The sequence below is a fragment of the Streptomyces sp. NPDC001868 genome (genome assembly GCF_040297125.1).
Lineage (GTDB): Bacteria > Actinomycetota > Actinomycetes > Streptomycetales > Streptomycetaceae > Streptomyces.
On the sequence record NZ_JBEOYO010000022.1, the window covers coordinates 139776 to 147325 of the forward strand.

At 72.2% G+C, this 7550-nt stretch carries 6 protein-coding genes; 4 read left to right on the forward strand and 2 right to left on the reverse strand.

Annotation, left to right across the window (positions count from 1 at the left end; translation table 11 throughout):
• Positions 1 to 7: 7 nt before the first annotated feature.
• The 3 genes from ABT147_RS25305 to ABT147_RS25315 all read left to right on the forward strand — a co-directional run bounded on the left by ABT147_RS25305 (position 8) and on the right by ABT147_RS25315 (position 3890).
• A complete protein-coding gene (locus ABT147_RS25305; protein ID WP_351409948.1) occupies positions 8 to 1081 on the forward strand; it encodes an aspartate-semialdehyde dehydrogenase in 1074 nt (357 codons plus the stop codon).
• Between the two features lie 557 nt (positions 1082 to 1638).
• Entirely contained in the window at positions 1639 to 2316 is a 678-nt protein-coding gene (locus tag ABT147_RS25310; protein WP_502983154.1) for a SigE family RNA polymerase sigma factor, read from the forward strand.
• A gap of 140 nt (positions 2317 to 2456) precedes the next feature.
• Entirely contained in the window at positions 2457 to 3890 is a 1434-nt protein-coding gene (locus ABT147_RS25315; RefSeq protein WP_351409950.1) for a hypothetical protein, read from the forward strand.
• A 95-nt stretch (positions 3891 to 3985) separates the two neighbouring features.
• Here the strand turns inward: ABT147_RS25315 and ABT147_RS25320 are convergent, their stop codons facing one another.
• A complete protein-coding gene (locus ABT147_RS25320) occupies positions 3986 to 4840 on the reverse strand; it encodes an SURF1 family protein (protein WP_351409953.1) in 855 nt (284 codons plus the stop codon).
• A 134-nt stretch (positions 4841 to 4974) separates the two neighbouring features.
• Entirely contained in the window at positions 4975 to 5394 is a 420-nt protein-coding gene (locus tag ABT147_RS25325) for a nuclear transport factor 2 family protein (protein WP_351409955.1), read from the reverse strand.
• A 141-nt stretch (positions 5395 to 5535) separates the two neighbouring features.
• On the opposite strand from ABT147_RS25325, the gene ABT147_RS25330 reads away from it, so the two are divergent.
• A complete protein-coding gene (locus ABT147_RS25330; protein WP_351409957.1) occupies positions 5536 to 7365 on the forward strand; it encodes a S9 family peptidase in 1830 nt (609 codons plus the stop codon).
• The last annotated feature ends 185 nt before the right edge of the window (positions 7366 to 7550 follow it).

Consider the following 7550-nt stretch of genomic DNA (forward strand, 5'->3'; position numbering starts at 1 on the left):
GTCGTTGATGGCTGTCGATGCCGGGCGCGCCGGCAGGCCGACGCTGGCGGTCGTGGGCGCGACCGGTGCCGTCGGCACCGTCATGCTCCAGATCCTGTCCCATCGGGCCGACATCTGGGGCGAGATCCGTCTGATCGCCTCCCCGCGCTCGGCCGGCCGCAAGCTGGCCGTGCGCGGGGAGCAGGTCGAGGTGACGGGTCTGACCGAGGGCGCCGAGGAGGCCTTCGACGGGGTCGACGTCGCCATGTTCGACGTGCCGGACGAGGTGGCCGCGCACTGGGCGCCGATCGCCGCGGCCAAGGGCGCGGTCGTGGTGGACAACTCGGGCGCCTTCCGGATGGACCCGGAGGTGCCCCTCGTCGTCCCCGAGGTCAATCCGCACGCCGCCCGTGTCCGGCCGCGCGGGATCATCGCCAACCCCAACTGCACGACCCTCTCCATGATCGTGGCGCTCGGCGCGCTGCACGCCGAGTTCGGGCTGCGCGGGCTGGTGGCCTCCTCGTACCAGGCGGTCAGCGGTGCGGGGCGGGCCGGCGTGGAGACCCTGCGGCAGCAGATCGCCCTGGTCGCCGGTACGGAGCTGGGGACCACCCCCGGTGACGTACGGCGGGCCGTGGCCGACACCGGGCCGTTCCCCGAGCCGGTGGCGCTGAACGTGGTGCCGTGGGCCGGGTCGCTACGCGCGGACGGCTGGTCCTCGGAGGAGATGAAGGTCCGGGACGAGTCCCGCAAGATCCTCGGCCTGCCGAACCTGCCGGTCGCCGTGACCTGCGTACGGGTGCCGGTCGTCACCGCGCACTCCCTCACGCTGCACGCCCGCTTCGAGGGGGAGGTCACGGTCGCCAAGGCGCGTGAGATTCTCGCCACGGCGCCGGGGGTCGTGCTGTACGACGATCCGGGCGCGGGGGAGTTCCCCACCCCCGCGGATGTGGTCGGGACCGACCCGACCTGGGTGGGGCGAGTGCGGCGGGCGCTGGACGATCCGACCGCGCTGGAGCTCTTCGTCTGCGGTGACAATCTGCGGAAGGGCGCCGCCTTGAACGCGGCTCAGATCGCGGAGTTGGTGGTGAAGGGCGCCTAAACCCCGCGCCCCTGAAAAGCCGGGGCTGCGACCCGTCGCTTTTTCAGGCCCGCAGGGGCCTGAATCTTGAGGGGCGCGGGGTACCGCGCGAGAAGCCCCACGCGCCCGCACCCGCCGAAGCACAGGCACCCCCGCGTACCGGGGCGTGGGCCTCTGTCGGTGGCGACGTGTAAGTTCTTCGAGTCGACGGTTCGGCGTACGGAGAATTTCCGGCCGTGCCGCCGTCGGATCTCCGGGTTGATTCAGGCCTCCCGGTGATCGAGGATTTTTCCTCCCCGTCCGCGCAACCGCGCGCGGACGGGGAGCGTCTTTCACGGGCGCCCTTCGGCGGGGCTGGGCGCCAACACTTGGGGCATAGGGGAAGAGCTGGTACGCATGAGGGCGTTCGACGCGCTGTCCGGTGTTCGGTGGGCCGTACCGACAGCTGTGCGCAGCGTGCCGCCCGGCGCGTCTGCCGCACCGACCGAGACGGGTGTCATCCGGACACGTGTGCGGTCCGACGCAAAAGAGATGCCTGTCGCGTACAACCCCAACGGGGGGATACGGGTCCAACAGGCGTGGCAGAGGTACTCGATTTCACCGCGGTACAGACGAGGGGCACCACCCTTCGTCCACCCCGCCGTCCCCGCTTGCCCGGTTCGGCCGGCGGCATGCCGGTGATCGCGCCGATGCCCGCGGCGCGGCCGACCCGCATACCCAGCCAGCGCGACGGCGCGGACGACACGTCGACGCTGCCGGCCTCCGGTACGACGGTCGACCATCTCACCGAGACCTATCGCGCCCACTACCGGTCGCTGCTCGGCCTCGCGGCGCTCCTCCTCGACGACACCGCCTCCTGCGAGGACGTCGTCCAGGAGGCCTTCATCCGCGTGCACTCCGCGCGCAAGCGCGTCCGTGACCCGGAGAAGACGCTCGCCTATCTGCGCCAGACGGTCGTGAACCTCTCGCGCTCCGCCCTGCGCCGCCGCATCCTCGGTCTGAAGCTGCTCTCCAAGCCGATGCCCGACATGGCGAGCGCGGAGGAGGGCGCGTACGACCTGCTGGAGCGCGACTCCCTCATCAAGGCGATGAAGGGACTGCAGCGCCGGCAGCGCGAGGTCCTCGTGCTGCGCTACTTCGCCGACATGACCGAGGCCCAGGTCGCCGAGACCCTCGGTATATCGCTGGGCTCGGTCAAGGCGTACGGCTCCCGGGGCATCGCGGCACTGCGCGTCGCCATGGAGGCGCCGGCATGAGCACGCACGACAGGGACGAACTCGGCGCCAGGCGGCGCGCTTCCTGGGGACGCCGGGACGAGGACGGGCAGGACGGGAACGCCGGGGGGCGCGGGCCCGAAGAGCACGACGAAACGCAATCGCACGCTGGGAACGGAACTGTGAATCACGGCCCCGAAGAACAAGGCCCCCACCCCAAGGGCCGGCATCTCGAAGGCCGCGCTCCGGACGACTCGGGTTCGGAGGACCCGCCTTCGGACGAGGTCGGCTCGAAGGATCTGCCTTCGGACGACGTCGATTCGGGGGATCTGCCTTCGGAGAACCCGCCTTCCGGCGACCTGTCCTCGGACGACTCGCGGTCTGCCGACCTGAATTCGGCTGACCCGGGTGCGGCTGATTCGGGTGCGGACGAACCGGGTGCGGACCGCTCCGACGCGGGCGCCTCCGACGTGGACCGTTCGGCTACCGGGTCCTCGGGTACGGCCGGGCCGGACGTCGACGTGCCGCGCTTCGGCGCCCTGCGCTCCGCGGGCCCGCGCTCGGGTCTGAACGGTTCGGGTCCGAACGGCTCGGTACCGAAGGGCATCGGCGGGTCAGAGCCCGACGACGAGCTGGTGCTGCGCAATCTGCTGCTGCAGGCGGTGTCGGACATCGAGCCCAGGGACGGCACCCTGGAGCATCTGCGGCGGGCGGTACCGGCGCGGCGGGCGCGCAAGCGGCAGGCCGTCGTCGGCATGGCCGCCGCCGCGCTCTTCATCGGTACGGCGATCCCGGCCCTCGTCCACGTCTCCAACTCCGCCGGCTCCGACGTCAACCCCTCGATCATGGGCAACGGCTCGCAGACGCAGGGGAGCGCCGAGACCAAGGGGCAGACCGGCGGGGGCCGTGCGTCGGGCGGTTCCTCCGGTGGGTCCAAGGAGTCCGGCAAGGACAGCGGCAAGGACAAGGACGACAAGGGCAAGGGCGAGCACAACGGCACCACGGGCGGCGCCCAGGCGACGCCCACGACCGCTGCCTCGACCCTGTGCACCGCAGGCCAGCTCGGCGGCGGCGGCAGCGTGGGCGCACCGGACTCCGGCGGCGCCGTCTACGGCACGTTCCGTGTCTCCAACATCTCCGGCACGAGCTGTACGGTCACCGGCGCGGGCAGTGTGAGCGCCATTCCGCAGGGTGCCGCGGACGCGTCGAAGATCACCGTGGCGACCCATGTCGCCGGGGACGCGGCGACCGGACTGCCCGACCCGTCGCTCTCCCTGGCCCAGCTGGTGCTGGCGCCGGGATCGGCGTACGAGGTGCAGTTCGCCTGGGTGCCTTCCGAGCCCTGTCCCACCTCGACCGACGGCGGTACGACCGACGGCGGCACCGGGGGCACGGACCCGACGACGGACCCGACGCCCACGGGTGAGGCGACGCCCGGGACCACCACGGACGGCTCCAACTCCGTCTCCACCCAGCTCTTCACCGAGGACGGCGTCGCCGACGGCAGCGTCCTCGTCGCCCACACCACCGAGGGCGGCATCGCCACCTTCTCGACGACCGTCGCCAACGCCTGCGCGGGTGTGGTCTACCAGACGGGCCTGCTGGCGGGCGCCTGAACGGCCGTTTGTACGGATGCGGGAACGGCCGCCCACGGGGGAGCGGCGCCGGGCCGACTGGCTCTCGCTGGGTGGGCCGGATGGGGCCGCCGGTCCTACTGGGCCGGCTCGGCTTCCCGGGAGGCGGCCTCGGCCGGGTGGTCCTCATCCGGTCGCCCGTCTTCCGGCCGCCCGTCTTCCGGTCGCTCCTCGTCCGGGACCAGGCCCAGTTCCGTGTCCCGGATGAACTCGACCTCGCGGCGGACCAGGCGGAACCACATGAAGACGACGAAGCCGGCGAAGACGAACCACTCGCCGGTGTAGCCGAGGTTCTGGAAGGCCTTGAGGTCGAGCCCGGTGTCCTGCGGGGTCGTCGCGGGCACGGCCTTCATGCCCGAGTCGGCCTTGTCGAGCGTGATCCACGCGTCGTACAGGTCGTCCGGTACGAGGTTCACCAGCGTCGCCGCGCTGATCGCCGAGGTCTGCCCGGCCGGGAGCCCGCCCTGGACGGGCACGCCGTTCGACCCCGGGGTCTCGGCCGCCTGCAGCGAACCGGTGACGGTGACCTCGCCGGAGGGCGCGGCCGGGGCCCGGCCGGCGTCCGCGGTGCCGGGGAGCCAGCCCCGGACGACGGGCAGGGCCTTGCCCTCGTCGGTGCGCAGCAGCGTCAGCACATAGAAGCCGTTCCTGCCGTCCAGCTCGCGGTTGGGCACGAGGAGCTGCTCGCCGTACCGGCCGGTGACCGTGGCCAGTTCGCCCGAGGTCTCCTTGTCCACCGGCAGCAGCTCGGCCAGCGGGCGGGCCGGGGCCCGGTCCGCCGGGTCGATCCGCTCGGTCGCCGCGCGATGGTCCTCCATCCGGGCCTCGAACCGGCTCAGCTGCCACGACCCCATGAACACGCAGAAGGGGATGGCGAGCAGCACGAAGACGTTGATCCCCCACCATCGGGGCGTCAGCAGAAACCGGTACACGCCGTCCACGGTACGGTGCGCGCGCCGGGCGCCGGGCCGCGGGGTCGGCCCGTCGGCGCCCTCGCGGCCCGCCGCTCACCACCGCTCGGTTCAGTACCGGTCGGCTCAGTACCGCTCGGCTCAGTACCGGTCGGTCAGTACCGCTCGACGAGGTGCTCACGCCCGGCCGGTGGCTCGTACGGCTCGGGCCAGAAGTCGGTGATCGCGACGATCCGGCCGTCCGCGTCCCCCGTGAAGAAGGAGATCGCGTACATCTCCTCCAGTCCCACGGTGACGTGGATCCAGCTGACGACCTGCCCCGGCCGCCAGGATTCCCCCGTGAACCCCGGCTCCGCGACGATCCGCTCGATCCGGGCGTGCCAGTCGCCCGGGTAGTCCCGGTTGAACTCCACATACCGCTCCCTGCCGCGGATCCGCTCCCGCGTCTGCGGCAGCTCGTACACGACGTCCTCCGCCAGCGTCTCGGCGAACGCGGCCCAGTCCCGGCGCTCGGCGGCGGCCCAGAAACTCTCGACGGTCCTGCGCAGATCGGTCCCAGATGTCGTTGAGGTCATGGGGCGAGTCTGCACCCGGCCACTGACAATCGGCCGGGCCGGAACCCGTCGGCGGTGGGTCGGTGGCCGCCGCGGGCAAAGTTATCCACAGGCTGGGGACCTCGGCGGCACATTGTCGTGCGGGCGGGGCAGTATGGGGCCATGACTGAGAGCAACGGGTCCACCCCGCAGGAGCAGAGCGGGTCCATGCCCGACTGGGAGAAGAGGTTCCGGGCACCGAGGGTGTCCCTGCCGGACTGGGCGGAGGACGCACCGCACCGCGCGCTGTTCGTGTCCAACGCCACGGGCACGTACGAGTTGTACGCGTGGGACCGCGCCACCGGCGAGCAGCGCCAGGCCACGAACCGGGCCAACGGCACGACGGACGGTGTGCTCTCGCCCGACGGCGAGTGGATCTGGTGGTTCGACGACAAGGACGGCGACGAGTTCGGTGTCTGGCGCCGCCAGCCGTTCCACGGCGGCCCGGACGAGGAGGCGGCCCCGGGCCTGGACCCGTCGTACCCGGCGGGCCTGGCCATCGGCCGCGACGGCCGTACGGCGATCGTCGGCCGCTCCACCGACGAGGACGGATCCACCATCCATCTGTCCCGCCGGGGCGAGGCCCCCGTCGAGATCTACCGCCACCGTGAGTCGGCCGGCGTCGGCGACCTCTCGCACGACGGCTCGCTGATCGCGATCGAGCACACCGAGCACGGCGACGCGATGCACTCGGCGCTGCGCGTGGTCCGTGCCGACGGTACGACGGTCGCCGAGCTGGACGACACCAAGGGCGGCACGATCGAGCTGGGCCTGGAGGTGATGGGCTTCGCCCCCGTCGTCGGTGACACCCGGCTGCTCATCGGCCACCAGCGGGGCGGCCGTTGGGAGCCGCTCGTGTGGGACGTGGTCTCCGGCGAGGAGACCGACCTCGGGCTCGCCGGCCGGCTGGAGGGCGACCTGAGCGCCGAGTGGTATCCGGACGGCTCCGCCCTGCTCGTCGCCCACAGCTTCGAGGCCCGCAGCGAGCTGTTCCGCTACGACCTGGCGACCCGCGGCCTGGAGCGCGTGGACACCCCGCGAGGCACCGTCTCCGGGGCCACGGCCCGGCCCGACGGCAGCGTGGAGTACCTGTGGTCGTCGGCCGCCGAACCGCCGGTCGTCCGCGCCACCACGGGCAAGGTCGTGCTGGACCCGCCGGGGATGAGGTCCCCCGGGTCGGTGCCGGTGGAGGACGTCTGGGTGGACACCCCCGGCGGCCGCGTCCACGCCCTCGTCCAGCGCCCGGCGGGAGTCTCCGGCCCGTATCCCACGGTCTTCGACATCCACGGCGGCCCGACCTGGCACGACAGCGACGCCTTCGCCGCGGGCCCGGCCGCCTGGCTGGACCACGGGTACGCGGTGATCCGGATCAACTACCGGGGCTCCACCGGTTACGGCCGCGCCTGGACCGACGCCCTCAAACACCGGGTCGGCCTGATCGAGCTGGAGGACATCGCGGCGGTCCGGGAATGGGCGGTGACCTCGGGGTTCGCCGACCCCGAGCGCCTGGTCCTCACCGGCGGTTCCTGGGGTGGTTACCTCACCCTCCTCGGCCTCGGTACCGAGCCGGACGCCTGGAGCCTCGGGATCGCCGCGGTTCCCGTCGCCGACTACGTCACCGCGTACCACGACGAGATGGAGGCGCTGAAGGCCATGGACCGCACCCTCCTGGGTGGCACGCCCGAGGAGGTTCCCGAGCGGTTCGAGGCCTCGTCCCCCCTGACCTACGTCGACGCGGTGAAGGCCCCTGTCTACATCTCCGCCGGAGTCAACGACCCCCGCTGTCCCATCCGGCAGATCGACAACTACGTCGACCGGCTGGCCGGGCGGGGCGCGGTCCACGAGGTGTATCGCTATGACGCCGGGCATGGCTCTCTGGTCGTCGACGAGCGGATCAAGCAGATCCGGCTGGAGCTGGACTTCGCCGAGCGGCATCTGGGGGTGCGCACGTAGCGTTTCGGCGTTTCTCGCCCCCGCCGCCCCTACCCGTCCCATCCCCAGGGGCTGCGCCCCTTCGACCCCCGTCCGCGCGCCCGGTGGGGGCTGGTCGCGCAGTTCCCCGCGCCCCTTTCGGGCCGAAAAGCGAAGCGGGGCGCAGCCCCTGCTTCGCTTTTCAGGGGCGCGGGGAACTGCGCGAG